Annotated in this window: 21 protein-coding genes and 1 pseudogene; 15 read left to right on the forward strand and 7 right to left on the reverse strand. The window is 68.6% G+C overall.

All coding sequences use genetic code 11. The features are described 5' to 3' along the window. Positions 1-13 precede the first annotated feature (13 nt). The gene (locus tag ACVWWN_RS04095; RefSeq protein WP_457142749.1) at positions 14-694 is read right to left on the reverse strand and encodes a glycoside hydrolase; all 681 of its coding nucleotides are present in this window, start codon (positions 692-694) and stop codon (positions 14-16) included. A 12-nt stretch (positions 695-706) separates the two neighbouring features. After that, positions 707-3,571, reverse strand: a complete 2,865-nt coding sequence (leuS, locus tag ACVWWN_RS04100) for a leucine--tRNA ligase (RefSeq protein ID WP_457142750.1) — start codon at positions 3,569-3,571, stop codon at positions 707-709. 189 nt (positions 3,572-3,760) lie between these two features. Between leuS and ACVWWN_RS04105 the strand changes: the two genes are divergently transcribed. Then, complete coding sequence (locus ACVWWN_RS04105; RefSeq protein ID WP_457142751.1) at positions 3,761-4,717, forward strand: LpqN/LpqT family lipoprotein; 957 nt, start codon at positions 3,761-3,763, stop codon at positions 4,715-4,717. 91 nt (positions 4,718-4,808) lie between these two features. Continuing rightward, the gene (locus tag ACVWWN_RS04110; protein ID WP_457142752.1) at positions 4,809-5,162 is read left to right on the forward strand and encodes a hypothetical protein; all 354 of its coding nucleotides are present in this window, start codon (positions 4,809-4,811) and stop codon (positions 5,160-5,162) included. A gap of 28 nt (positions 5,163-5,190) precedes the next feature. Here ACVWWN_RS04110 and ACVWWN_RS04115 read toward each other — a convergent pair whose 3' ends face one another. Further along, positions 5,191-5,796, reverse strand: a complete 606-nt coding sequence (locus tag ACVWWN_RS04115; RefSeq protein ID WP_457142753.1) for a YqgE/AlgH family protein — start codon at positions 5,794-5,796, stop codon at positions 5,191-5,193. 130 nt (positions 5,797-5,926) lie between these two features. On the opposite strand from ACVWWN_RS04115, the pseudogene ACVWWN_RS04120 reads away from it, so the two are divergent. From ACVWWN_RS04120 to ACVWWN_RS04140, 5 genes and pseudogenes are all read left to right on the forward strand, one after another. Then, a pseudogene (locus tag ACVWWN_RS04120) lies at positions 5,927-7,211 on the forward strand (MFS transporter). Between the two features lie 10 nt (positions 7,212-7,221). Continuing rightward, the gene (locus ACVWWN_RS04125) at positions 7,222-7,995 is read left to right on the forward strand and encodes a TIGR03084 family metal-binding protein (protein WP_457142754.1); all 774 of its coding nucleotides are present in this window, start codon (positions 7,222-7,224) and stop codon (positions 7,993-7,995) included. Then, complete coding sequence (locus tag ACVWWN_RS04130) at positions 7,944-8,498, forward strand: AAA family ATPase (RefSeq protein ID WP_457142755.1); 555 nt, start codon at positions 7,944-7,946, stop codon at positions 8,496-8,498. Before ACVWWN_RS04125 ends, ACVWWN_RS04130 begins: the two co-directional genes overlap by 52 nt. A 611-nt stretch (positions 8,499-9,109) precedes the next feature. Beyond that, entirely contained in the window at positions 9,110-9,496 is a 387-nt protein-coding gene (locus tag ACVWWN_RS04135) for a hypothetical protein (protein WP_457142756.1), read from the forward strand. 325 nt (positions 9,497-9,821) lie between these two features. Next, the gene (locus ACVWWN_RS04140; RefSeq protein WP_457142757.1) at positions 9,822-10,175 is read left to right on the forward strand and encodes a hypothetical protein; all 354 of its coding nucleotides are present in this window, start codon (positions 9,822-9,824) and stop codon (positions 10,173-10,175) included. 75 nt (positions 10,176-10,250) lie between these two features. Here the strand turns inward: ACVWWN_RS04140 and ACVWWN_RS04145 are convergent, their stop codons facing one another. Together ACVWWN_RS04145 and ACVWWN_RS04150 are read right to left on the reverse strand one after the other, a co-directional pair. Next, complete coding sequence (locus ACVWWN_RS04145; protein ID WP_457148991.1) at positions 10,251-10,748, reverse strand: pullulanase; 498 nt, start codon at positions 10,746-10,748, stop codon at positions 10,251-10,253. Between the two features lie 5 nt (positions 10,749-10,753). After that, positions 10,754-12,202: a CCA tRNA nucleotidyltransferase gene (locus ACVWWN_RS04150; protein WP_457142758.1), complete on the reverse strand. Its 1,449-nt coding sequence runs from the start codon at positions 12,200-12,202 to the stop codon at positions 10,754-10,756. Positions 12,203-12,287: 85 nt separating this feature from the next. Between ACVWWN_RS04150 and ACVWWN_RS04155 the strand changes: the two genes are divergently transcribed. The 8 genes from ACVWWN_RS04155 (at position 12,288) to ACVWWN_RS04190 (ending at position 23,528) form a co-directional block, all read left to right on the forward strand. Then, positions 12,288-13,106 carry an NUDIX hydrolase gene (locus tag ACVWWN_RS04155; RefSeq protein ID WP_457142759.1) on the forward strand — a complete coding sequence of 273 codons (819 nt, stop codon included), beginning with the start codon at positions 12,288-12,290 and terminating at the stop codon, positions 13,104-13,106. Continuing rightward, complete coding sequence (locus ACVWWN_RS04160) at positions 13,103-15,532, forward strand: DUF6049 family protein (RefSeq protein WP_457142760.1); 2,430 nt, start codon at positions 13,103-13,105, stop codon at positions 15,530-15,532. The genes ACVWWN_RS04155 and ACVWWN_RS04160 overlap by 4 nt, the downstream gene beginning before the upstream one ends. Then, on the forward strand, positions 15,525-19,379 hold the full coding sequence (gene murJ / locus ACVWWN_RS04165; RefSeq protein WP_457142761.1) for a murein biosynthesis integral membrane protein MurJ: 3,855 nt from the start codon (positions 15,525-15,527) through the stop codon (positions 19,377-19,379). Before ACVWWN_RS04160 ends, murJ begins: the two co-directional genes overlap by 8 nt. Positions 19,380-19,445: 66 nt before the next feature. Then, on the forward strand, positions 19,446-20,063 hold the full coding sequence (sigM, locus tag ACVWWN_RS04170; protein ID WP_457142762.1) for an RNA polymerase sigma factor SigM: 618 nt from the start codon (positions 19,446-19,448) through the stop codon (positions 20,061-20,063). A 69-nt stretch (positions 20,064-20,132) separates the two neighbouring features. Beyond that, positions 20,133-20,744, forward strand: a complete 612-nt coding sequence (locus ACVWWN_RS04175; RefSeq protein WP_457142763.1) for a hypothetical protein — start codon at positions 20,133-20,135, stop codon at positions 20,742-20,744. A gap of 135 nt (positions 20,745-20,879) precedes the next feature. Next, positions 20,880-21,869: a thioredoxin-disulfide reductase gene (trxB, locus tag ACVWWN_RS04180; protein WP_457142764.1), complete on the forward strand. Its 990-nt coding sequence runs from the start codon at positions 20,880-20,882 to the stop codon at positions 21,867-21,869. After that, complete coding sequence (trxA, locus tag ACVWWN_RS04185) at positions 21,866-22,198, forward strand: thioredoxin (RefSeq protein WP_457142765.1); 333 nt, start codon at positions 21,866-21,868, stop codon at positions 22,196-22,198. Before trxB ends, trxA begins: the two co-directional genes overlap by 4 nt. A 133-nt stretch (positions 22,199-22,331) precedes the next feature. Continuing rightward, the gene (locus ACVWWN_RS04190; protein WP_457148992.1) at positions 22,332-23,528 is read left to right on the forward strand and encodes an N-acetylmuramoyl-L-alanine amidase; all 1,197 of its coding nucleotides are present in this window, start codon (positions 22,332-22,334) and stop codon (positions 23,526-23,528) included. Positions 23,529-23,534: 6 nt separating this feature from the next. Here the strand turns inward: ACVWWN_RS04190 and ACVWWN_RS04195 are convergent, their stop codons facing one another. Together ACVWWN_RS04195 and ACVWWN_RS04200 are read right to left on the reverse strand one after the other, a co-directional pair. Then, positions 23,535-24,308, reverse strand: coding sequence for an acetyltransferase (locus tag ACVWWN_RS04195; protein ID WP_457142766.1), 774 nt, complete (start codon positions 24,306-24,308; stop codon positions 23,535-23,537). Between the two features lie 217 nt (positions 24,309-24,525). Continuing rightward, a complete protein-coding gene (locus ACVWWN_RS04200) occupies positions 24,526-25,509 on the reverse strand; it encodes a ParB/RepB/Spo0J family partition protein (protein WP_457142767.1) in 984 nt (327 codons plus the stop codon). Positions 25,510-25,562: the final 53 nt, after the last annotated feature.

A 25,562-nucleotide genomic window follows, 5' to 3' on the forward strand; every position in this document is an offset into this window, starting at 1 on the left:
TGCCGAGCGCAGTTCAGATGAAGTACGTTTCGTCCCCGGTCGGGTAGCCGCCACCGTCGGTCGCGATATGAACGTGGTCGAAGTGGTTGGCCGTTTCCGAGCCGTAGTCCGCAGTCCAACTGGGCGCGCCGATGCCCGGGTAGAAACCCCGCCGCCAGATCACATGGATCACTCCCCATCGCTTCGCGTTCGCCAAGGCGTACCCGGCGATGAGGTTGCCGAGTTCGATGCCCTCGTCGCTGTCGTGGTTGGGGATCATCACGTCGAGCGCCAAACCGTTCGGATGCCACTTCAACGGATCCTGCCGAAAGCCACCGATGGTGGTGATCTCGGGAAACATCACGCTGATCGCACGTGCGGCCCGGATGGTGTGGACCTGCAACCCGTTCTCCGATGCGACGCCGGCAGGCAACGCGAACGGGAGTTCCTGGCTTGCCACCGGCGCGCTCGCCGCCAGCAGTTCGGCCTCCGCGGGAGTGGCAACGGACGGTGCGCCGGGCGGCGCCGAGACCTGCGCCGTCGGTGCCGCAGCCGGGACCTCGGCGCAGCACGGACGCTCTGCGCCCTGGGCGTAGAACATGCCGGCCGCGACGGTGATCGAAGCCGCCAACGCCAGCCATCGCCCCCGGCCGTTGGCTAACACGTCTCTGCCCACGGGCAGCACATTACTGTCGTGCCCGGCCCGGCGTGGCAATCTCGGCGATCGCTAAACGACGATGTTCACCAGTCGGCCCGCCACCACGATGATCTTCTTGGGGGTAGCGCCGTTGAGGAACGCGGTGACTTTCTCATCCGCGAGCGCCGCGGCCTCCAGGGTGTCGGCGTCGGCATCGGCAGGGACGGTGACTCGACCGCGTACCTTTCCGTTGACCTGCACCGGGTACTCGACGGTGTCCTCGACAAGGTACTGCGGGTCGGCGACCGGGAAGGGCCCGTGCGCCAGCGACGTGTCGTGGCCCAGCCGGCGCCACAGCTCCTCGGCCAGGTGCGGGGCCAGCGGCGCGACCATCAACACCAGCGGCTCGAGCGCCGCGCGTGCCGTCACACCCTGCTTGGTCAGGTGGTTGGTGTACTCGATGAGCTTGGCCGCGGCGGTGTTGTTGCGAAGCGCCGCATAGTCTTCGGCGACCCCGGCGATGGTTCGGTGCAGCTGCCGCTGCGTCTCTTCGTCGATGCTCTCGTGCTCGGCGGCGCGCTCCCTACCGGTCTCCTCGTCGACCACCAGCCGCCACACCCGCTGCAGGAACCGGTAGGCGCCGACTACATCCTTGGTGGCCCACGGCCGTGACGCTTCCAGGGGTCCCATCGACATCTCGTACACCCTCAGGGTGTCGGCGCCGTAGTTGTCGCAGATCTCATCGGGCGACACCGAGTTCTTCAGGCTCTTGCCGATCTTGCCGAATTCCTGGTTGACCTCGGCGCCCTCGTAATAGAACTTGCCGTCGCGCTCGGTGACCTCGGCGGCGGGCACATAGGCGCCGCGGGCATCGGTGTAGGCGAACGCCTGGATATAGCCCTGGTTCACCAGCCTGCGATAGGGCTCCCGGGACGTGACGTGACCGAGGTCGTAGAGCACCTTGTGCCAGAACCGCGCGTACAGCAGGTGTAGCACCGCGTGCTCGACACCGCCGACGTACAGGTCGACCCCGCCGGGGTCGTGCGGGCCGTGCTCCGCCGGCCGCGGACCCATCCAGTACGCCTCGTTCTCCTTGGCGCACAGCTCTTCCTTGTTGTACGGGTCCGTGTAGCGCAGTTCGTACCAGGAGCTGCCCGCCCACTGCGGCATCACATTGGTGTCGCGGGTGTAGGGCCGCAGACCGTCGCCGAGATCCAGTTCGACGTGCACCCACTCGGTCGCCTTGCCCAGCGGCGGCGAGGGCTCGCTGTCGGCGTCGTCGGGGTCGAACTGCACGGCCGCGTAGTCCGGGATGTCGGGGAGCTCGACCGGCAGCGCCGATTCGGGGAGGGGATGCGCACGGCCGTCGGCGTCGTAGACGATCGGGAAGGGCTCGCCCCAGTAGCGCTGCCGGGCGAACAACCAGTCCCGCAGCTTGTATTCGATGCGCGCCCGGCCCCGGCCCGCGGCGGACAACCGCTCGGTGATCACCTCCTTCGCCGAGGCGACACTCAGTCCGTTCAGGTAGTCGGAGTTGACCAACTCGCCGTCGCCGTTGTACGCCGACTGCGTGAGATCGCCGCCCGCGATCACCTCGACGATGGGCAGGCCGAACTCGTGGGCGAACTCCCAGTCGCGTTGGTCGTGACCGGGCACCGCCATGATCGCGCCGGTGCCGTAACCGGCCAGCACGTAGTCGGCGATGAACACCGGAACCTGTTGGCCGTTGGCCGGATTGGTCGCGTAACTGCCCACGAAGACGCCGGTCTTGGCCTTGTTCTCCTGACGCTCGAGGTCGGATTTCGCGGCGATCGTCGCCCGGTAGGCGGCGACAGCCTCGGCGGGCGTGGCCGCCCCGAACGTCCAGCGCGGATCCACGCCGGCCGGCCACTGGTCGGCGACCAACGTGTCGACCAGGTCGTGCTCGGGTGCCAGCACCATGTAGGTGGCGCCGAACAAGGTGTCCGGCCGGGTGGTGAACACCTCGATATCGCCGCCACCGGTGCCGAACAGGACCGCAGCGCCGGTGGACCGGCCGATCCAGTTGCGCTGCATGGCCTTGACCTTGTCGGGCCACTCCAGATGATCCAGGTCGTCGAGCAGCCGGTCCGAGTAGGCCGTGATGCGCATCATCCACTGCCGCAGTCGCTTGCGGAACACCGGGAAGTTACCGCGATCGCTGCGGCCGTCGGAGGTCACTTCCTCGTTGGCCAGCACCGTGCCCAGACCGGGGCACCAGTTGACCATCGAGTCGGCCCGATACACCAGCCGATACGAGTCGACGATATCGGCGCGCTCACCCGCCGACAGGTTCGACCACGACCGACCGTCGTCGAGACTCCTTGCGCCGGAGTCGAATTCGGCCACTAGGGTGGAGATGGGTCTGGCTGCCTGAGTCGTCGGGTCGAACCACGCGTTGTAGATCTGCAGAAAGATCCACTGGGTCCACTTGTAGAAGTCGACGTCGGTGGTGGAGAAGCTACGTCTCGCGTCGTGCCCCAACCCCAGCCTGCCCAGCTGGCGACGGAAGTTGACGATGTTGGCCTCGGTGCGGGTGCGCGGATGCGTGCCCGTCTGGATCGCGTACTGCTCGGCGGGCAGCCCGAACGAGTCGAAGCCCAACGCGTGCAACACATTACGGCCGATCATCCGGTAGTAGCGGGCGTACACGTCGGTGGCGATGTAGCCGAGCGGATGCCCGACGTGCAGTCCCTCTCCCGATGGGTACGGGAACATGTCCTGCACGAACATCTTGTCGGCGGGAACCGGTGTGCCCTCGGGGGGCGCGAGCGACCCGACCGGGTTGGGCACGTTGAACGTCCCCGACTCGGCCCACGTCTGCTGCCAGGCGCCCTCGATCTCCCCGGCCAGTTCCGCGGTGTAGCGGTGCCGTGGGGTGTCGGCTTCGGCGTCGGTCGGCGACGCCGAGGCGGGAGCGGTCGGCGATTCGGTCACGTGAACAGGGTATAAGCCCCGATTTCGGCGCTTCGTCGGCCACGGCTTGGTCTCGGTTCCATCACCGCGCGGTCAGAGCTTGGTCCCAGGTGTGTTCCAGCCCTGGTGACCAGCTCTCCGCGGTCGATACAGTCGGCCCCTGACCTGGGGTGTGACGAACCCCTCGCCACAGAAAGAAGGTCGCTGTCGATGATCGAGAACGCCCGCCGCTGGCGGGTTCTGGCAGGAGGTGTGGCCGCCGCGGCGGCCGGTGTGATCGGTATCGCGGGCACCACCACCGCGTCTGCCGAGCCCATCTTCCCGCAGCCGCCGCTGCCCGCGCCGGCCACCGTGACGCAGACGGTCACAGTGGCGCCGAACGCCGCCGCCATGCCGCAGTCCCTCACTCAGCCCGGTGTGGCCCCCGCCGCACTGGCACCCGCAGGCGTCGCGGCGCCCGCGGGCGTTGCGGCACCCGCCGTCCCGGCACCACCACCCGTCCCCGCGCCACCGCCGGTGACGATCACCCCAGCCTCGTCGGGAACGCTGGCCGACTTCTTCAAAGAGAAGGGGGTGACGCTCGAACCACAGGCCAGCCGCGACTTCAAAGCTCTCAACATCGTGCTGCCAGTGCCGAAAGGCTGGGCGCAGGTGCCCGACCCCAACGTTCCCGACGCGTTCGCGGTCATCGCCGACAGGGTCGGTGGCAACGGCCTCTATTCATCGAACGCACAGCTCGTGGTCTACAAGCTGGTCGGCGACTTCGATCCGAAGGAAGCGATCAGCCACGGGTTCGTCGACAGCCAGCAGCTGCCGGCCTGGCGGGCCACCGACGGATCGCTGGCCGACTTCGGCGGCATGCCGTCATCGGTCATCGAGGGCACCTACCGGGACAACTCCCTGACACTCAACACCTCACGACGGCATGTGATCGCGAACTCGGGCCCCGACAGGTATCTGGTGACGCTGTCGGTGACCACCAGCGTCGACCAGGTCGTGGCCGCCGCCGATGCCACCGACGCCATCATCAACGGCTTCAGGGTCGTCGACCCCGCGGCTCCGCCACCGCCCGCTCCTCCTGCGCCGGCCGCGCCCGCGCCGGCCGCACCGGCACCGGCGCCGGGCCTGCCGCCCGCAACGCCGCAGTTGCTGGAGCTGCCGGGCTAGGCCCCGAAAGTCGTCGTCCCCCGGGCGAAGCCTGGCGCCCGGGGGACGCCCCAACCAACGCACTCAGGTTGGGGCTCGTATTGTGTGGCGCATGCTCATCGCCGCGGTGATATGTCTGTGCGCCGCCGTCGCGACCGCTGCACTCGGGGTCTGGCTGTTGACCCGGCCGCGGTCCGGCGACTTCGTCCTCCAGGTCCTGCGCGGGGTCGCGCCCACCCAGTTGGCCGCCGCGGTCATGCTCGCCGCCGGTGGGGCGGTGGCGTTGTCCGCCCCACCGCAGACCGGGATGGTCGTGATCATCGTGTGCGTCCTCGGGGCGGTGGGCACGGTCGCCGCCGGGTGCTGGCAGAGCGCCAAGGTCGCCGCCGCCGCCGGGGCGCAGCACACCGGGGCCGTCGGCAGCTGCGGCGGCACCTGCGCGACATGCACGCTGTCCTGTAAGTGAGCCCGCTTGGCCTGGTGCGGACGGTGTTTCAGTTTCGGCTGATGTCGATCGGATGGCTGGCCAGCAGCGACATGGGCAGCGGCTGACGACGCAACACCCGCGACCACAGGTCGACACGCGGTTCCACCAGTACATCGGTTGGCAACGCAGACAGCACAATCCAGTCGTCTCGCTCGATTTCTCCCTCGAGCTGGCCGATGGTCCAGCCCGAGTAGCCCGCGAAGATGCGTACCCCTTCCACCACGGGCGCGATGGCGTCCGGATCGGCGTCGAGGTCCACCATCACCATCCGGCCCTGCACATGCCGCAGGCCAGGTACGCCGGATGCCTCCATGCCGACGCGCAGCGTGGCCAGGCACAGCGCGGCGTCGCGTTTGACGGGGCCGCCGATGAACATGGTCTTGGGCTTGGTGGCCAGCTTCGCCCACTGCGGTAACACGTTGTACACCGCGGTCTCGCTGGGCCGGTTCAGCACCACCCCGAGGGTGCCGCCGTCGTTGTGCTCGACGACGTAGATGACGCTGCGGCGAAACGTCGGCTCGAGCAGATCCGTATTGGCGAGCAGCAAGGTGCCGGCGCGCACACGGTGCGCGGCAGGGGCGATGAAGTCCTCCGGATCCTCTGACTGCGCCACCTCAACATCATCGCACCGGCAACGGATCGTCGTGGCGAACAAGCGCGGCCCGCCGGAAGATTTGTACTGTGGGTCGGGTTCGGTGATCCGACCGATCGTCAACAACCGCTCTGAAACAGGACGTGATCCCGTGGCCGACGCCAGCGCACCCATGGCGGTGTGGCGCTCGGTACGTGGGCCTGCCCGAGTTCCAGCGGCTGCTGGAACTGCGGCTGGTGAGTCAGTTCGGAGACGGCCTGTTCGCGGCCGGGCTCGCGGGCGCGATCCTGTTCAACCCCGAGCGTGAAGCGACGCCGTTGGCCATCGCCGGTTCGTTCGCCGTCCTCTACCTGCCCTACTCGCTGCTCGGTCCGTTCGCCGGCGCGTTGCTCGACCGCTGGGATCGCCGGCTCGTGCTGATCGGCGCGAACCTGGGCCGCCTGCTGATGGTGGTCGTGGTCGCCGCCCTGCTCGCGGCCGGCGTCTCCGACTTGCCGGTTCTGGTCGCCGCTTTGATCGTCAACGGCTTCACCCGATTCGTCTCGTCCGGACTGTCGGCGGCGCTGCCGCACGTGGTGCCGCGGGATCGGGTGGTGTCGATGAACTCGGTCGCGACCGCGACGGGCGGGGCGACCGCCTTTCTCGGCGCCAGCTTCATGCTCGTGCCCCGTTGGTTGTTCGGGTCCGACGACACCGGCGCCGCAGCAATCATCATGATCGTCGTCGTCCCCGTCGCGTTCGCGTTGTGGCTGGCATGGCGCTTCTCGCCGCACTTGCTCGGCCCGGACGACAGCGTGCGGGCGATCCACGGGTCGGCGCCCTACGCGGTGGCCACCGGGTGGGTGCACGGCATCCGCACCGTCGCGGCGGTGCCATCGGTGGCCGCCGCCCTGGCCGGGCTCGCCGCGCACCGGATGGTCTTCGGGATCAACAGCCTGCTCCTGCTGGTGATCGTGCGACACAGCGACACCCAGGAGGTCGCCGGCCTCGGCATGACCGTGTTGTTCGCCGCGGCCACCGGCGCCGGGTTCTTGATCGCCGCCGTCGTGATGCCCGCCGCCGCCGGCCGGTGGGGCCGCTACGCCACGGCCAACGGCGCGCTGGCGCTCGCCGCGGTGATCCAGCTCGCAGCGTCCGGTCTGCAGCTGCCGATGATGATCGTGTGCGGCTTCCTGCTCGGCGTCGCCGGCCAGGTCGTCAAGCTGTGCGTGGACAGTGCGATGCAGCTCGACGTCGACGACGCGCTGCGTGGCCACGTGTTCACGGTTCAGGACTCGCTGTTCTGGGTTTCGTTCATCGCCGCAATCACGGTGGCCGCGATTGTCATTCCCGCCGACGGCCACGAACCCGCGCTGGCGCTCGCGGGTGCCGCCGTGTACCTCTGCGGGCTGGCGCTGCACGCCTTCCTCGGCAGGCGTTCACCTCAACCTGGATAGGGTGACCGGCATGGCGACAGCTGAGCCGGTGGTGGCCGATCTGCGGGCCGAAAGCGACGAACTCGACGACCTGGTCGCCGATCTTGCGGCGGCGCGCTGGGCGGATCCGACGCCGTCGCCGGGCTGGACGATCGCCCACCAGATCGCGCATCTGCTGTGGACCGACCGGGTCGCGCTGACGGCGGTCACCGACGAGGCCGGCTTCGCGGTTGCGCTGCAGGAGGCGGCGAAAAATCCGACCGGGTTCGTCGACGTGGGCGCCGAGGAACTGGCCGTCACCGCACCCGCACGGCTGCTCGCCGACTGGCGCCGGACCCGCATGCGTCTGCACGACGAGTTGCTGGCGGTAGCGGACGGCCGCAAGCTGCCCTGGTTCGGGCCGCCGATGAGCGCCCCGTCGATGGCGACGGCCCGGCTCATGGAGACCTGGGCGCACGGCCTCGACGTCGCCGATGCGCTCGGCGTGCAACGGACGCCGACCGGACGCCTGCGCTCGATCGCCCACATCGGGGTGCGGACCCGCGACTATTCGTTCGTCGTCAACGGATTGACTCCCCCGACGGATCCGGCCCGGGTCGAACTGCGCGCCCCGGACGGCTCGACCTGGTCCTGGGGTCCTGACGATGCGGCCGAACGCGTCATCGGATCGGCCGAGGACTTCTGCATGCTGGTCACCCAGCGCAGGCCGCTGTCATCGCTCGACGTCACCGCCGAGGGCGTCGACTCCGCGCGGTGGCTGACCATCGCGCAGGCCTTCGCAGGGCCGCCGGGACCCGGGCGTTAGCGAATCGCCCGAAGTTCGCCTGCCAGGGATCGCCGTACCATCAGGACACCGCGTTCTATCCCTTCATCGATCTTCTCGAGAGGGTGGTCCTTCGCTTCGACCGCTCCGAGTCCGCGGCCGACAAACTACGAAAGCTGGAGGAGTTCTTCACGCAGAGCGGCTTGCCGCTCGAAGATGCACTGCCCCATCTCTGCTCGTTGCTCTTGACTCCGCCCGGCGCCGGGCACGCGTTCCCGGAACTGCCGCCGGATCAGCAGAAACAACAGACCATGCAGGCGGTGCTGACGATCTTCCGGCGCAGAGCGGCGCAGCAGCCCGTTCTTTTCGTCGTCGAGGATCTGCACTGGGTCGATCCGACCACGGTTGAGTTCCTCACCCTTTTCGTGGAGCAGATCGGCGACACCCGCCTTCTGGCGCTCTTCACCTGTCGACCGGAATTCCTCAGCCCGTGGACGGGTGACCCGGGCGTCACCGAAATGAGTCTCACGCGGCTGGCGCGCTGATCGAGTCGGGCCTACTCACAGAGCAGGCCGACCGTTACGAACTGGCCGGGCCCCCTACCGCCACTTGCCATCCCGAACACCCTTCATGACTCCCTGATGGCCCGGCTCGACCGGCTGTCGGCGATCAAAGGATTGGCACAACTCGGCGCGGCGATCGGCCGAACCTTCTCCTATGCCGTGCTACGGGCCGTCTCCCCATGGAGCGACGACGTCCTCGAGGACGGTCTCACCCAGTTGGTGTCTGCCGAATTCCTCTACCAACAGGGGAAGCCGCCTAACGCGACGTACCGCTTCAAACCCGCACTCATCCAGGACGCGGCATACCAATCGTTGCTGAAGAGCACGCGGCAGCAACACCACCAACGCATCGCCGTTGCCTTGGAGTCAGGCTTCCCCGAGGTCATCGAGACCCAGCCCGAGTTGCTGGCACGGCACTACACCGAAGCCGGTCTCACTGCGCGGGCCATCCCCTTCTGGCAGGCCGCCGGACTCCACGCACTACAACGCAGTGCCAACTACGAGGCCGCCAACCACGCCACCCGTGGCCTGGAGTTGCTCGGCGCGCTTCCCGAGTCCCGCGAACGAGACCAGCAGAGCTGTCCCTCCATCTCGTGCTCGGTCCGGCGACGAGTTTCGCGCACGGGCCCCAATCCGTCGAACGCATCTACAGCCGCGCTGGCGAACTGGCGCGCCACGTCGGGAGCACCCGGGAGTTGTTCCCCGCCCTCTCCGGTCTGGCGTACGCGCACATCGTGCTCGGGCACGTGGTCGAGGCGCGGACCTTGGCCGAAGAATTCCTCACGCTGGCCGAACCGCAACACGATGCGCTCGTGCTGTCGGCGGGACATTCGATGGTGGCCTATGCGGCGTGGTGGCAGGGCGATTTCCTGGTCGTGCGTGACCACAGTCGCCAGGGCCTGGCGCTCTACAACCCCGAACAGCACCGCAAAGGTATCGCGGCCTACAACCAGAACCCGGAATCATCTGCGGCTATCTGAATGCGTTCGCGAACTCGGTGCTCGGATATCCGAGTCACGCGAGCCTTGCGATGGAACAGACCGTGGCCCATGCCAGCCAACTCCAGCATCCCTACAGCATCGGCATTGCGCTGTTGTTCGCCGCGCAGCTCTCTCAACTGCGTCGCGAGCCAGAATCCGCGCGAGAACACGCAGCGGACGGGTGGGCCGCCGCAGAGCTGGGCAACCTGCCCGCCGGTATCGCAGACATCCGCGAGGCGATGGACCGGCGTCGGGCGTTCGGGATCGGCGCGGTGTGGCCATGGTTCCTGGCGCTGTTGGCCGACGCCTACGGCGCGCTCGACCAATGCGAGGCGGGGTTGGCGGCGGCGGAGAGGCGCTGCACTGGGTGCAGACCAACGACGAGCGGCTTTACGAGGCCGAAGTTCACCGGACCAAGGGCGCGCTGTTGCTACGACAGGAGATCCCCGACCGGGCCCGGGCGGAGAGTTGCTTCGAGCGGGCCCTCGCCGTGGCGCGCGCCGGGCAGGCGAAGTCGTGGGAGCTCCAGGCGGCGACGAGCCTGGCCCAAAAGTGGGCCGAGGACGGCCGCGCCGCGGAGGCGCGAGCACTGCTGTCGCCGGTCTACCGCTGGTTCACCGAGGGGTTCGATACCGCAGACCTGCAGGACGCGAAGGCACTTCTCGAGCAGCTGTCATGACCGCACGCCGTGGACGTGCGTGATGCCGTGGTTTTGGTCGGCGTGTCGGCCGCAGACACGCACGCTCGCGGGGGGTCATCGCAGTTCATTGGCCGCGTCGGCCTTGCCGTCACCGTCGGTGTCGGTCAGCTTGAGGTCCCAGGTGCCGTCGCCGTCGGAGTCGACGTAGGCGGCTGAACCCGCCATCACCCGATCGGCCAGCCCGTCACCGTCGGCGTCCACCAGGCGCTCGCCCGGCTGCCCGTCACCGTCCAGGTCCACCAGCGGTCCACCGGTGCGCTCGACGCCGTCGAGGCCGAACCACCGCAATAGCCCGGCCCGGTCGACGCTCACTGCCCACGTGCCGGTGCCGTCATCGGTGAAGGACGCCTCGGCGTGGCCGTCGTTGTCCAGATCGAGTGCCGCGTGATCGGCCAGCCCGTCACCGTCCAGGTCGGCCATCGCGTCATCGAGGCGGCCGTCGCCGTCGAAATCCAGCCCGACCGCGTCGAGCACCCCGTCACCGTCGAGATCGGTGTCCGGTGCGGCCGCCCAGATGGTCGCCGAACCGTCATCGCCGAGGCAGTAGTCCACGACCTTCAGACGGTGGGCCCGCGCCTCGCGTTCCACCATTTGTGTAGTTCGTCGATGGCCTCGTCGTGGCTGAGCGGCCCACGATCGAGCCGGAGCTCCTTGAGGTAGCGCCACGCCTGACCCACCTCGGGCCCGGCCGGAATGTCGAGGATCCGCATGATCTCGTTGCCATCCAGGTCGGGCCGCACCCGCGCCAGATCCTCCTTCGCCGCGAGCTCGTCGATGCGCCGCTCGAGGTCGTCGTAGTTGGCCTGCAGCCGCGCCGCGCGGCGCTTGTTGCGGGTCGTGCAGTCAGCCCGCACCAACTTGTGCAGTTTCGGCAGCAGGGGACCCGCGTCCGTGACGTAGCGGCGCACCGCGGAGTCCGTCCACCGGCCGTCCCCGTAGCCATGAAACCGCAAGTGCAGGTACACCAGCTGCGACACGTCGGTGATCATCTGCTTGGAGTACTTCAGCTCCCGCATCCGCTTGCGGGTCATCTTCGCGCCGACCACCTCGTGATGGTGGAAGCTCACCCCGCCGTCCGGCTCGTGCCTGCGGGTGGCCGGCTTACCGATGTCGTGCAGCAGTGCCGACCAGCGCAACACCAGATCGGGTCCCTGATCCTCCAGATCGATGGCCTGCCGCAGCACGGTCAGCGAATGCTGGTAGACGTCCTTGTGCTGGTGGTGTTCGTCGATGGCCATCCGCATCGCGCCGACCTCGGGCAGCACCACATCGCCGAGGCCGGTCTCGACCATCAGGTCCAGGCCCGCCACCGGATCCGACCCGAGGAGGAGCTTGTCCAACTCCGCGGCCACCCGCTCGGCGGTGATGCGCCCGAGCTGACCGGCCATCTCGGTCATCGCCCTCCGCACGCGTGGCGCGACCGCGAACCCGAGCTGGGAGGCGAACCGCGCCGCGCGCAGCATCCGCAGCGGATCGTCCCCGAACGACACCTCGGGCGCCGACGGTGTGTCCAGGACACGGGCCCGCAGCGCCGCCAAACCGCCCAGGGGATCGTGAAATTCGGCCGGTCCGTCCGGCGTGATCCGCACCGCCATGGCGTTGGCGGTGAAATCCCGCCGCACCAGATCGTCGTCGAGGCGGTCGCCGAACCGCACTCGCGGATTGCGCGAGACCTGATCGTAACTGTCGGCACGAAACGTCGTGATCTCCATGCGCAGGTCGGATTTGCCCACGCCGAGCGTGCCGAATTCGATGCCGGTGTCCCACAACGACTCGGCCCACGGGCGAAGGAATCTCTGCATCTGTTCCGGGCGGGCGTCGGTGGTGAAATCGAGGTCGGCGTGCAGCCGGCCCAGCAGCGCGTCGCGCACGCTGCCACCGACGAGGTACAGCTCGTGACCCGCGCCGGCAAATGCCGCGCCGAGGTCGCGCAGCACCTCGCCGTGCTGGTTCAACGCGACTTGGGCAGCCGCAAGCAGTTCGGCGTCAGCAGCTGAATCCGGCACGTCCGATGAGCCTAGTGGTCACGGCCCGATCACCGTCCGGCGAGTGCGGCGAGAGCGAATGTTCACGGCAGCTACTATCGCTTGGGTGTCGGACGGCGAACAGGCCAAACCACGACGGCGCAGAGGTAGGCGCCGTGGCCGACGCGCGGCAGGTCCGCCGGAGGCCGCCGGTGAGAAGGGCCCGGTCCCCGGAGAAACGCCCGCCCGCGGGGGACACACCAATCGCAACAACGCCGCCGCAGGCGGCACGAAGAACCAGCCGGGTGGTCAGAACAAGCCGCAGAAGTCGCGTCCGCGGCGGTCGCAGGACCGTCTGCGCACCGTGCACGAGACGTCGGCGGGCGGACTGGTCATCGACGGTATCGACGGGCCGAAGGAAGGCCAGGTGGCGGCGCTGATCGGACGCATCGACCGGCGTGGCCGGATGCTGTGGTCCCTGCCCAAGGGGCACATCGAGCTCGGCGAGACCGCCGAGCAGACCGCGATCCGCGAGGTCGCCGAGGAGACCGGCATCCAGGGCGGCGTGCTGGCCGCGCTGGGCAGCATCGACTACTGGTTCGTCACCGAGGGCCGCCGCGTCCACAAAACCGTGCACCACTATCTGATGCGGTTCCTCGGCGGTGAGCTGTGCGACGAGGACGTCGAAGTCAGCGAAGTCGCGTGGGTGCCGCTGAGGGAACTGCCGTCCCGGCTCGCCTACGCCGACGAACGCCGGCTCGCCGAAGTCGCAGGCGAGCTGATCGACAAACTACATTCCGACGGTCCGGCGGCCCTGCCTCCGCTGCCACACAGCTCACCTCGGCGGCGCGCCCAGACACATTCGCACACCCGCAACCGTCGGTCCGACGAATCCGCTCGACCCCGGCCCGGCGGGCGGACGAACGGCTGCGGACAAGGGCCGTGACCACATCTGCGGCGGCGCCGCGAGTGGCAGCCACCGCCGTGCTCGTTCGGCTGCTCGCCATCGCCGCGCTACTGACGCTGCCGGGCGTTTTCGCGCAAGCGCCCAGGGCGGTCGCCGTCGAGCCGGGCGCCGCACCGTTCTTGCTGGTGCGGATCGACCGGGTGACGCCCGACGTGGTGACCACCACCAGCGAGCCGACCGTCACGGTGGCGGGCACGGTGCAGAACGTCGGCGACCGGCCGGTGCGCGATGTGATGGTGCGTCTCGAGCACACCGCGGCCGTCACCGCCTCCTCAGGCCTGCGGACGAACCTCACCGGCAACGTCGATCAGTTCGAGCCCGTGGCCTCCTTCATCACCTTGGCGCCGGAATTGCTTCGCGGCCAAGCAGTTCCGTTTACCCTTTCCTATCCCCTGCGTTCCGCGGAGCTGCCGTCCCTGCACATCGAGCAGCCCGGCGTATACCCGGTGATGGTCAACGTCAACGGGACACCCGATTACGGTGCGCCGGCGCGTCTCGACGATGCGCGCTTCCTGTTGCCGGTTCTCGGGGTGCCGCCGGAACCCGCCCGCGAGTCCACGGCCGACACCCTGGCATCGGTGATTCCACCCGATACCTCCAGACCCGTGCGGCTCACCATGCTGTGGCCGTTGGCCGATCGTCCGCGGCTGGCCGCGGGTGCGCCCGGCGGCACCACACCGGTGCGGTTGATCGACGACGAACTGGCCACGTCGCTTGCCGCGGGCGGCCGGCTCGACATCCTTCTCTCGGCGATCGATTTCGCGACCAGCCCCCAGGTCGATGCCGACGGGCAGGTGCGCAGCGCGATGTGCGTGGCCGTCGATCCCGATCTCCTGGTCACCGTCAACGCGATGGCGGGCGGTTACGTCGTCAACGACGCACCCGACGCGGGCCCCACCACGCCGACACATCCCGGCACCGGCCAGGACGTCGCGGTGGCGTGGCTCAATCGCCTCAAGGCGCTGGCGCAGCGCATGTGCGTGACGTCCACGACGTATGCGCAGGCCGATCTGGACGCGCTGCACCGCGTCGGCGACTCGGGGCTGAGCGCGATCGCGACCGGCGGCGCGGCCGACATCGTGGATCAGATCCTCGGCGTCCCGTCCACCCGCGGGGCCACGCTCGTGGGCGACGGCCCCCTGACCGGTCCGGCCGTCGACCTGCTCTCGGCGCACGGCCAGACCGTCGCGATCGGCGCCGCGAACTTCGCCGCGCAGGACAGCGCGGGCGAGCCCGCCACCGCCGACCTCAACCCCGTGCGCTACTCGCCCAGCGTGGTCTCGGCACCCTTTGATCCGACTGTGGGGGCCGCGCTGGCCGGCGCAGGCACCCAGCCGGTCTCGCCGACATATCTGGACCCGACGCTGGACATTCCGCTCAAGCACGATTCGTCGGTCGCCCGCAGGCAGGATGCGCTCGGCGCGATGCTTTGGAGCAGCCTGCGGCCCGACACGGAGCCGCGCACCGAGATCCTGATGCCACCGCCGGTCTGGACACTGCAGGCCGACGACGCGCAGGCGATCCTCACCGGCGTGGCGACCGCGATCCACTCCGAGCTTGCGGTGCCGCGCCCGCTGACGTCGGTGATCGCCGAGGCCGCAGCCGTGCCGCCCCAAGATGTCGCCCCGGCGCCAGATTCCGCGCTGGGCAACCCGCGCGGCCACTTCGACGACGGGGTCGTCTCGGGCCTCGGCGCGGTCGTCGGCCGGCTCTGGGGCCTGACCGGCGCACTGACCACGAATGCGCAGACCGGCCTCACGGGCATCGGTTACACCGCTCCGCTGCGCGAGGACATGCTGCGCGCACTGAGCCAGTCAGTTCCCGCGGACGCCCGCAACGGGTTGGCGCGGCAGCGGCTCACCACCGTCGGCCGCACCGTCGACGACATGTTCGGCGCGGTGACGATCGTCAACCCGGGCGGGTCCTACACGCTGGCCACCGAGCACAGTCCGCTGCCGCTGGTGTTGCGCAACGATTTACCGGTCCCGGTCCGGGTCCGCCTGCAGGTCGATGCGCCACCGGGGATGACGGTCACCGACGCGGGCGAGATCGAGCTGCCGCCGGGCTTTCTGCCCCTGCGCGTGCCGGTCGAAGTGCACTTCACCCAGCGGGTCGCGGTGGACGTCGCGCTGCGCACCGCCGACGGGCTGTCGCTGGGTGAGCCGGTGCGGCTGTCCGTGCACTCCAACGCCTATGGCAAGGTGCTCTTCTTCATCACGTTGGCGGCGGGCGCCTTGCTGGTGCTGTTGGCCGGGCGGCGGTTGTGGCACCGATTCCGCGGCCAGCCCGACCGTGCCGACCTCGACCGACCCGATCCGCTCGAGGTGGCGCTCGCGTACGGAGACGATGCCGGCCCCACGCGACAGGAGAAGTCGACCGTGCCGCCCGCGGTGAGTAATGAGTAGCCCCGGGCCGCGCGGGCCCTGGCCGCCTCCCCCGCCGCCGGTGAACCCGGGCCGGACGCCGCCCAATCGCCATCCGCCGGGCCAGCCCGGGCCCGCTGCCGTTCCACGCGCCGTGCCACGGTTCTATCCCCCACCGCCGCCGTCGCGCCGGCCTCCGCCGCAACGGCTCCCGCGCGGTCCCGCACCGCGGCGCCGCGCGGGCCGTCCCGAATTGTCCGACGCGGCGGTGGTGTCCCGCTCGTGGGGCATGGCGTTGGCGACTCTGGTCAGCCGGCTCACCGGGTTCACCCGCATCGTGCTGCTCGCCACCATCCTGGGTGCGGCGCTGTCGAGTGCGTTCTCGGTGGCCAACCAGCTGCCCAACCTGATCGCCGCACTGGTGCTGGAGGCCACCTTCACGGCGATCTTCGTGCCGGTGCTGGCCCGCGCCGAACGCGACGACCCCGACGGGGGAACCGATTTCGTGCGGCGACTCGTCACGTTGTCCACCGCGCTGCTGGTCGTGGTCACGGTGCTATCGGTGGCGGCGGCTCCGTGGTTGGTCGGACTGATGCTGGGCAGCGATCCGTTGGTCAACCGGCCACTCACCACCGCGTTCGCCTATCTGCTTCTTCCGCAAGTGATCTTCTACGGGTTGTCGTCGGTGTTCATGGCGATTCTGAACACCCGCAACGTATTCGGGCCGCCGGCGTGGGCACCGGTGATCAACAACGTTGTCGCGATCGTCACGCTGGGTCTGTATGTACTTGTGCCCGGCGAACTCTCGGTCGACCCCGTCGAGATGGGCAACGCCAAGCTGCTCGTGCTGGGAATCGGCACGACGCTGGGGGTGTGCGCGCAGACGGTGGTGCTGCTGGTCGCGATCCGGCAGGAACGGATCAGCCTGCGGCCGCTGTGGGGGATCGACGACCGCCTCAAGAAGTTCGGCGCCATGGCCGCGGCGATGGTGCTCTATGTCCTGATCAGCCAGATCGGGTTGATCGTCGGCAACCAAATTGCCAGTACCGCAGCGGCTTCCGGCCCGGCGATCTACAACTACACGTGGCTGGTGCTGATGCTGCCGTTCGGCATGATCGGTGTCACGGTGCTCACGGTGGTGATGCCGCGACTGAGCCGCAACGCCGCGGCCGAGAACGTGCCCGCCGTGCTGGCCGACCTGTCGCTGGCCACCCGGCTCACGATGGTCACTCTGATACCGATCGTGGCGATGATGACTGTCGGCGGTCCCGCGATCGGCAGCGCCCTGTTCGCCTACGGAAACTTCGGTGAGGTCGACGCCGGCTACCTGGGCATGGCTATCACGCTCTCGGCGTTCACCTTGATCCCGTACGCCCTTGTGCTGCTTGCGCTTCGGGTTTTCTACGCCCGGGAGCAGCCGTGGACTCCCATCCTGCTGATCGTCATCATCACAGTCGTCAAGATCGCGGGATCGCTGGCAGCACCGCACCTGACCGATGACCGGGAGTTGGTGGCCGGGTATCTGGGGCTGGCCAACGGTCTCGGCTTCCTCGCCGGCGCCACCGTCGGCTATGTGCTCCTTCGCAGCGCACTCAAGCCTCCGGGCGGCCGGCTCGTCAGCCTCGAGGTGCTGCGGACCATCCTCGTCACCATCGCCGCCTCTTTGGTGGCCGGACTCGCCGCCCACGTCATCGACCGCTTGCTCGGGCTGGAGTCGCTGACCCGCAACTGGGGCGGCGCCGGTTCACTGCTGCGCCTGGCCGTACTGGGCCTGGTCATGGTGCCGATCATCGCGGGGGTGATGCTGGCCGCCCGCGTGCCGGAGGCGCACGCGGCACTCGCTGCGGTGCGGCGGCGTCTCGGCCGAAGCGCCGGGCCCACGCCCCAAGGGCAGGGGACGGTAGCCGAACCCGCCGCCGCGCCGCCCGGCCGACCGCCGTCGGGGTACCCCCTCACGTACGCTGATCACAGGAATTCGTCCGCGTCACGACGGCGTCAAGGCCCGACGGCCGCCCGGCGCGGGCCACCGGCCGGCGTTGCCGGGGAATGGATGCGGAAAGGACCAGCGGTGAGCGACGAACCCGCAGGCAACCCCGCGTCCGGCGCTGACGTCGCCGCCACCACCAAGCTGCCCCGTCCGGCGGCCGACGATTTCCAGCCCGATGTGCCCGCCGACGATTTCCAGCCCGATGGGGTGACCGCCGAGTTCGGCGCCGATGTGCCCGAGACCGAGGCCATGCCGGGTGTGCCGGATGAGACCGCCGAAATTTCCAACGGGACGGTACCGATGCCGGTCAAGGGCCCCTCTGGCACGTCGGGCCGGCCGCCGGCCGACTACGGCGGTGACCCGACCCGCGAGCCGATCGCGTTCGCCCCGCCACGCGAACCGGCGATCGAGTCCGCCACGTCCGACGAGGACGTCCATCTGATTCCCGGCGCGACCATCGCCGGTGGCCGCTACCGCCTGCTGGTGTTCCACGGCGGTCCGCCCAACCTTCAGTTCTGGCAGGCACTGGACACCGCCCTTGACCGTCAGGTCGCGTTGACGTTCGTCGACCCCGACGCGACGTTGCCCGATACGGAACTGCAGGAGATCCTGACCCGCACCCTCAAGCTGAGCCGTCTCGACATGCCCGGCGTCGCCCGGGTGCTCGACGTGACCAGCACGGGTTCGGGCGGCCTGGTGGTCGCGGAGTGGATCCGCGGGGGGTCGCTGGCCGAGGTGGCCGAGACCTCGCCGTCCCCGATCGGCGGAGCGCGGGCGATCCAGGCGCTGGCGGCCGCCGCGGAGTCCGCGCACCGGTCGGGTGTCGCGCTGTCGATCGACCATCCCAGCCGGGTGCGGGTGAGCATCGAAGGCGACGTCGCGCTGGCCTTCCCTGCCACACTTCCCGACGCGTCGCCCGAGGACGACATCCGCGGCATCGGCGCCGCGCTCTACGCCCTGCTGATCAACCGCTGGCCGCTGTCCGAGTCCGGGGTGCGCAGCGGGCTGGCGGCAGCCGAACTGGACGCCGCCGGCCAGCCGATCGAGCCACGGGCCGTCGACCGCGACATCCCGTTCCAGATCTCGGCGGCGGCGGCGCGGGCCGTCCAGGAGGGCGGCGGCATCCGGAGCGCTCCGACGCTGTTGAACCTCTTGCAGCAGGCCACCGCGATCGCGGACCGCACCGAGCTCATCTCACCCGTCGACGAGCCCGAGACACCGACCCCCGCCCGCTTCCGGGGCGGCCCGCGCACCGACGATCCCGACGCGGCCCAGCGCCGCAAGAAGGGCCTGATGATCGGGCTCGGCGTCGGCGGTGCCGTCATCATCGTCGCGCTGATCGTGTTGGCAACGGTGCTCAGCCGCATCTTCGGCGATGTCGGCGGCGGCCTCGGTGACCAACTGGGCCTGAACTCTCCCAGCTCGTCGTCCGCCCAGCCCAGCCCGCCCGGCCAGATCGTCAAACCCACACGGGCGACGGTGTTTTCGCCCGAAGGTGAGGCCGACGCACCCGACCAGGCCGGGTTGGCGATCGACGGCAATACGTCCACGGTGTGGCCCATCGACACCTACACCGACCCCGTTCCGTTCCCGAATTTCAAGAACGGCGTCGGGCTCATGTTGCAGTTGCCGCAGCCCACCACGCTCGGCGAGGTGACCGTCAACCTGGACAGCACCGGTACCGCGGTGGAGATCCGCTCGTCGCAAACCCCGACACCGTCGTCGCTGGACGACACCACCGTGATGACACCGGCCACGCCGCTCAAGGCCGGGTCGAACACGATCAAGGTGGACAACGCCTCGCCTACCTCGAATGTGCTGGTGTGGGTGTCCACGCTGGGGACGGTCAACGGCCAGAGCCGCTCCGACATCGCCGAGATCACGCTGAAGGCCGCGTCCTGAGCTGGCTGTCCCCAGGCAGGAAAACTTGTGTCGGACGGTGCCCTCGGCGGCCCTTAGTGTTCGGCTGTGGGGATCTGCGAGGGACCGTGCGGGACGAATCGGACCGATGCCGAGTTGCTGTCCGCGCACGTCGCCGGTGACCGGTACGCGTTCGAGCAGCTGTTCTATCGCCACCATCGCCAGCTGTACCGACTGGCCCTCATCACCAGCCGCCACCCCGAGGACGCCGCCGATGCCCTCCAGGACGCCATGCTGTCGGCGCACCGGACGGCTCCGGCGTTCCGACATGATGCGGCGGTCAGCAGCTGGCTGTATCGCATCGTGGTGAACGCCTGTCTCGATCGGCTCAGGCGCACCAAAAACCACCCGACCACCCCGCTCCTCGATGAGGCGGGCGATGTCGGCCCCGTGGGTTACGTCGGCGATCCCACGCCGCGGGTGGACACCGCGATCGTCGTCGAGCGCGCCCTGATGCGACTGCCGGTCGAGCAGCGCGCCGCGGTGGTGGCGGTCGATATGCAGGGCTATTCGGTGGCGGAGACGGCCCGCATGCTCGGCGTTCCCGAAGGCACCGTGAAAAGCCGCTGTTCACGGGCGCGGACCAAGCTCGCCGAGGTGCTCGACGGTTTCGACCGGGGCGCGGCTGTGACCGCAGTACCGCGCGGTGGGAACCGCCGCCGGTGAACCCGCGTCCATTACAGCATGGGGGACACTGGCTAGCGTCAGCGAGAGACGAATCCGGCGGGGGCAGCGATGGACAGCGGCGCAGACCGCGAACCCGACCCAGAGTCGCTCGACCACGTCCGGCGTGCACTGGCCGAGCTCGGGTCCGACGAGCCGTCGGCGCCCGAGGTCCCTGCGGAGGTGACGGAGCGGATCGGCGCGTCGCTTCGGCGTCCTCGATCTCATGCCGTCCGCCCGGGCATCCGCGGGATGCGGGTGGCCGGGCTGATCGGAGGTCTCGGCGCCACGGTGCTCGCCCTGGTCGTCGGCGTGACGATGCTGGTCCGTGCACCCGCGCCGGCGCTGCCGACCGGCCCGACCGCCAAGTACCTCACCGTGCCGCGGCCGCCACAGCGGACCATTCCGTTGACCGATCCACAGCTGGTGGAACTGCTCTCGCAACGGCCCCAGTATGGGCCTCTCGCGGATCCCGCGCGCCGCGCTTCCTGCCTGATGGGTCTGGGCTACGCCACCGGCGTCCTCGTCCTGGGCGCGCGTCCGATCGATATACAGGGTCGGCCCGGCGTGCTGATGCTGCTGCCCGGCGACACCCCTGGGGCCGTCACGGCGCTGGTGGTCGAGCCGAATTGCAACTCGGCCCACACGGGGCTGCTTGCCGACACCGTGGTCGCCCGGCCGTAACCTGTCCTGCAGGCGACAGGGAACACGGCGGCCTACCCTGATGTTTGTACACGTGCAGCCGTGATGAGCGGGCTCGCGCGAGGCACACAGTGCCGATACGGGTACGACTCGTTCCGAGCAGGAAGAAAGGCTCGTATGTCCACCACACCCACCGTTCACGACGTGATCGTCATCGGCTCCGGCCCGGCCGGGTATACCGCAGCCATCTACGCGGCGCGCGCGCAGCTTCAGCCGCTGGTCTTCGAGGGCACCCAGTTCGGCGGCGCCCTGATGACCACCACCGAGGTGGAGAACTATCCCGGTTTCCGTGAGGGCATCACCGGCCCGGAACTGATGGACCAGATGCGTGAGCAGGCGCTGCGCTTCGGCGCGGATCTGCGGATGGAGGACGTGGATGCCGTCTCGCTGAACGGGCCGATCAAGACGGTCACCGTCGGCGATGAGACCTACCAGTCCCGCGCGGTGATCCTGGCCATGGGCGCCGCGGCCCGCCACCTCGGCGTACCGGGCGAGGAAGCGCTGATCGGGATGGGTGTGAGCACCTGCGCCACCTGTGACGGCTTCTTCTTCCGCGACCAGGACATCGCGGTGGTCGGTGGTGGTGACTCCGCGATGGAGGAGGCCACCTTCCTGACCCGGTTCGCCCGCAGTGTGACGCTGATCCACCGCCGTGAGGAATTCCGTGCCTCCAAGATCATGTTGGAGCGCGCCCGGAGCAACGAGAAGATCACGTTCCTCCTGAATACAGAGGTGGCCGCCATCGAGGGCGATCCGAAGGTCTCCGGCATTCGGCTGCGCAACAACGTCACCGGCGAAGAGTCGGAACTGGCTGTCACCGGCGTGTTCGTGGCCATCGGCCATGACCCGCGTTCGGAATTGGTGCGGGGCCAGGTGGACCTCGACGCGGATGGATATGTTCAGGTCCGGGGTCATACCACGAGCACGTCGATCGACGGCGTTTTCGCGGCAGGAGATCTGGTCGACCACATCTACCGCCAGGCCATCACCGCCGCGGGCACCGGCTGTTCGGCCTCGATCGACGCCGAGCGCTGGCTCGCCGAAAATGCTGCTGCCGCAACGCCTTCCGAGAATGAGAACACTGATCTGATAGGAGCACAACAATGACCGAGACCGCGTCGACGTCGGCGGTAACCGACGAGTCGTTCGCTCAGGACGTCCTGTCCAGCGACACCCCGGTGCTCGTGGACTTCTGGGCCACCTGGTGCGGACCGTGCAAGATGGTGGCACCCGTGCTGGAGGAGATCGCCGCCGAGAAATCCGGCTCGCTGCGCGTCGTCAAACTGGATGTCGATGCGAATCCAGGCACGGCGCGTGACTTTCAGGTGGTCTCGATCCCGACGATGATCGTGTTCAAGAACGGCGAGGCGGTCAAGCGCATCGTCGGAGCAAAGGGCAAGGCCGCGCTGCTGCGCGAACTCGCTGAAGTGGTCTAACACCACGATCCGCCGGCGGGACACCCCGCCTGGTGTTTTCTCGAAACGGGGATCCGTCTGAGAGAATGGTGCCTAGCCTGTCTTTGCTCTGTCAGCGATACCGACGCTGACATCCGTGACCGAAAGGCCTGGTATGTCGAGTCTGCGTCGCGGTGACCGCGGAGGTGCGGTCACCGAAATCCGCGCGGCACTTTCGGCGTTGGGGCTCATCGGGAATCCCGACGACGACCTGACGACCGGCAAGCACGTTGCGGCTGAGGTCTTCGACGACGAACTCGACCACGCGGTTCGGGCCTTCCAACAGCACCGGGGCCTATTGGTGGACGGCATCGTCGGTGAAGCGACTTACCGTGCGCTCAAAGAAGCTTCATACCGCCTGGGCGCACGCACGCTCAATCATCAGTTCGGCGCACCGATGTACGGCGACGACGTCGCCACCCTGCAGGCCCGGCTACAGGATCTGGGCTTCTACACCGGGCTGGTCGATGGACACTTCGGGCTCGGGACACACAACGCGCTGATGTCCTACCAACGTGAATACGGCCTCTACCCCGACGGCATCTGCGGCCCGGAAACGTTGCGCTCCTTGTATTTTCTCGGTTCGCGCGTGACTGGCGGTTCGCCGCACGCCATCCGCGAGGAAGAACTGGTCCGTCGTTCGGGACCGCGGCTCTCCGGAAAACGAATCATCATCGATCCAGGCCGCGGCGGCCTCGATCACGGTCTCATCATGAACGGTCCCGCCGGTCCGATCAGCGAAGCGGACATCCTGTGGGACTTGGCAAGTCGCCTCGAAGGCCGAATGACCGCGATCGGCATGGAGACCTTCCTGTCGCGGCCCGCCAACCGCTCGCCCTACGACTCCGAGCGCGCCGGAACGGCGAACACCGTCGGCGCGGACCTGATGATCAGCCTGCGCTGTGCCACTCAGACAACTCCGGCTGCCAACGGTGTGGCCTCGTTCCATTTCGGCAACTCGCACGGCTCGCACTCCACCATCGGGCGCAATCTGGCCGACTTCATTCAACGAGAAGTAGTGGCGCGCACCGGTTTACGTGACTGCCGCGTGCACGGACGGACGTGGGATCTGCTGCGTCTCACCCGGATGCCGACCGTACAGGTCGACGTCGGCTACATCACCAATCCGCACGACCGGGACATGCTGGTTTCGCCGGCGACCCGTGACTCAATCGCCGAAGGCATCCTCGCCGCGGTCAAACGCCTGTATCTGCTCGGGAAGAACGACCGTCCCACGGGCACATTCACGTTCGCCGAATTGTTGGCGCACGAATTGTCCGTCGATCAGGCCGGCCGGGTCAGTCCGACGTAACCCGCGTCAGACGCAGCGACTCGACCCCGCCCCCACGGGCTGCTGAAGTTGCGCGCTCTCCAGGAGCCGCTCCAGCGCCGCTTCGACATCGGCCTTCCAGCCCAGCCCCTGTTCCAGTGCCAGCCGCAGTCGTGGAAAGTACCGGTGCTGCGCGACGACGACGAAGCCGGCATCCTGAAGTAGATCGGCGTCCAGCACGCACTGGTCTACCGAACAGTCGCCGAGCACCTTCACGGCAGGTTTCAGTTCGGGCGGCACCATGTCCGGGCTCACCAGTTCGGCCACCTCGGCGGTGCGACCGAAGGCCTCCAGCGCGCGGACACCGCGGCGGACCAAGTCCGCGACCACCGCGGCGATCAGGCTGCGAGGCAGCCCCTCCCCGTTTTGCCCAGACTCGATCCCGAGGGACGTGAGCAATACCGCATCGGCGCTCACTGGCCCGGTCGGGAAGAGACGCGCCCGCGGCACCGCGCCCGGGGGCGCGTAGAACGCATAGCCCAGACACGGGTCGTCCCCCGTATCGAGTGACGCCGGCGCATCCGGGTACGCCTCGGCTGCCGCGGCCTCGCGGTCGGAGCAGTGAATGGCGAGCTGTCCGCACGAGCCCCACTCGAGCATCACCATCGAGAGCCAGGCTTCCTTCTCGAACTCGGGATCGGAGAGGTGGTCGTCGCCGCCGGGCAGCGTTGCCGGATCGACCTCCCAGAACACGCACCGGCGCGCGTGCTTGGGCAGCTGCTCGAACGCTTCGAGCCGCAGAGGCGTGATTCGCGCTGCCACTAAACTCCCCGGGTTCCACGCGGTGCTGACGTGCACGGCTGCCACTCAAGGATAGAAGGGCGCGGCCACCACGGCCCACTTTCAACCCGTTCGATCATCGTCTACCGTGCCCTATCCGAATCCTGTTGCCACACATGAAGTTTCCTTTGCGAAGCGGCACCGACGCCCACCGCAGGGCGGGTTGTGTCACAGTGACGTAATTACCGGGTGTCGTCGGTTAGGGCTTGGTCGAGCTCATCAAGTCGACAATCCGTTGCAGGTCGTCGACCGACCCGAACTCCACCACGATCTTGCCCTTGCGTTTGCCGAGGCTGACCGTCACTCGGGTATCGAAGGCCGTCGACAGGCGCTCAGCAACATCCTGGAGGCCCGGCATGTGAATCGGCTTGCGGCGAGGCGCCGGCGGCGTACCCCCGTTGCCGTGGTTGGCCAGCGTCACCGCCTCTTCGGTGGCACGCACCGACATCCCCTCCGCGACGATGCGGGCGGCGAGTTCCTCCTGGCGCTCGGAGCCGCCCTCGAGCGCCAGCAGGGCGCGCGCATGCCCGGCCGAGAGCACGCCGGCGGCCACTCGCCGCTGCACCGCGATAGGCAGTTTCAGCAGGCGAATCATGTTGGTGATCAACGGCCGCGACCGACCGATGCGGGCGGCGAGTTCGTCATGGGTGACCGCGAACTCATCGAGCAGCTGTTGATAGGCAGCCGCTTCTTCCAACGGATTCAGCTGGGCGCGGTGGATGTTTTCCAGTAATGCATCGCGGAGCATGCTGTCGTCGGCGGTTTCGCGGACGATTGCCGGAAGGGTGGCCAGGCCGGCCTCCTGTGCCGCCCGCCACCGCCGCTCCCCCATGACGAGTTGATACCGGGCGTCGCCGGGGGGTGCGTCCGGCACCGCGCGCACGACGATCGGCTGCATGAGGCCGAACTCGCGGATGGAGTGCACCAGTTCCGCGAGCGACTCCTCGTCGAAGACCTGGCGTGGCTGCCGCGGATTCGGTTCGATCGCCGACGGATCGATCTCCCGGTAGATGGCGCCGACGTCGGGTGCGGCCTCCACGGGCGAACCGCCGAAGATGGCATCCGCGGCGGCGTCGCCCATCTTCGGGCCCATCGACCCGGACTCACCGTCGGCGGGTCCGGTGGGGATGAGTGACGCCAGTCCGCGGCCGAGGCCGCTGCGCTTCTTCGTCGGCTGCGTCATAACCGTCCTTCTCCTCCGCCTGTATCTGCTCTTCGCTGATGGGTGTCATCGCG

The sequence above is a fragment of the Mycobacterium sp. URHB0021 genome, assembly GCF_054057895.1.